This is a genomic window from Sphingomonas pruni NBRC 15498 (assembly GCF_001598455.1).
GTDB lineage: Bacteria > Pseudomonadota > Alphaproteobacteria > Sphingomonadales > Sphingomonadaceae > Sphingomonas > Sphingomonas pruni.
The window spans coordinates 1-1,180 of record NZ_BCYZ01000159.1; the positions used below are offsets into that span (position 1 = coordinate 1).

A 1,180-nucleotide genomic window follows, 5' to 3' on the forward strand; every position below is an offset into this window, starting at 1 on the left:
CCGTCATCAACTCAGTTGAGCATCTCGGATGCGGGCGTTTGCGATGACGATAATTTTGCGCATGACGGCGATGAGAGCGACGATGGGTTTTTTGCCGTTGTGTTTGAGGCGTTGGTAGAAGTCGCGGAGGGTCGGGTTGTGTCGAGCGGCGGCGAGGGCTGCCATGAACAGGGTCTGTTTGATCTCGGGTCTACCGCCGCGGGTTCGGCGATAGGCGTCGTTGCTGCCACTTTGCCTTGGATGGGGAGCGAGGCCAGCGAGAGCGGCGGCCTGGCGTCGCCCCAGGGTACCGAGCTCGGGCATGAGGGCGGCGAGCTGGGCGGCGGTGGTCTGGCCGATGCCGGCGATGGAGCGCAAGACGGAGACGGTCTGGCGTAGCGGTTCGCAGGCGTTGATGAGGGTATCGATGTCGGTATCGAGGCCGGCGATTTCGGCATCGAGCGCTGCGAGGATGCGGCTGAGGCGAGGTTCGATCGGGGCCATGCCGGGAGCCTGGAGGCGATTGCGGAAGGCGACGCGCTGGCGGACGAGGTCGCGGCGAGTGGAGACGAGAAGGTGAAGGCGGTCGCGTTGGCGATCGCGCGGCTGCCAGCGGGCGAGACGGTCGTGGCGTTCGCTACCATAGCGGGCGAGCGCACAGGCATCGATCGCGTCGCTTTTACCGAGGATGCCGAGCGAGCGGATGAAGGCCTTCACCTTGCGGGCATCGGCGCGGTGCACGGGGCGCCCGGCGGTGACCAGGGCCTCGAGCAAGACGGCTTCGTAGCCACCCGTTGCCTCGCAGATCACCAGCGCGTCAGGATCAAGGGACGCGGCAAAGCGCGCCAGCGCCGCGCCGGTATTGGATATCTTTGTCGTGCGCCCGGTTCGGCTGTCGAAGACGACGATCTCGACCTTGCCGACATCGCAGCCGACGAAGCAGGTCGGGATGGTGGTGGAAACATGCATTGCAGGCTATCCTCCAGTAGCTTGTGATTGTCTGCGGGCGTGGATCAGCGGCCCTGGCAACTCACCAAGCGTCAAGGGAAGCGATCAGGCGACCAAGATGACGACGGGCGCGAGCCCTATGCCGGGACGGTCGGACCGATCGCGCCCGGGCCGGGTGGCCACCCGGCCCGGGCATCCCGCTTATGAGCGGAACAGCCCGATCATACGACAACTCAAACAGACAATGCCGGGC

General features: G+C 65.7%; 1 protein-coding gene. It reads right to left on the reverse strand.

The genetic code is table 11. The features are described from left to right. Window positions 1-6: 6 nt before the first annotated feature. Window positions 7-948: an IS110 family RNA-guided transposase gene (locus SPR01S_RS21020; protein WP_066593810.1), complete on the reverse strand. Its 942-nt coding sequence runs from the start codon at window positions 946-948 to the stop codon at window positions 7-9. Window positions 949-1,180: the final 232 nt, after the last annotated feature.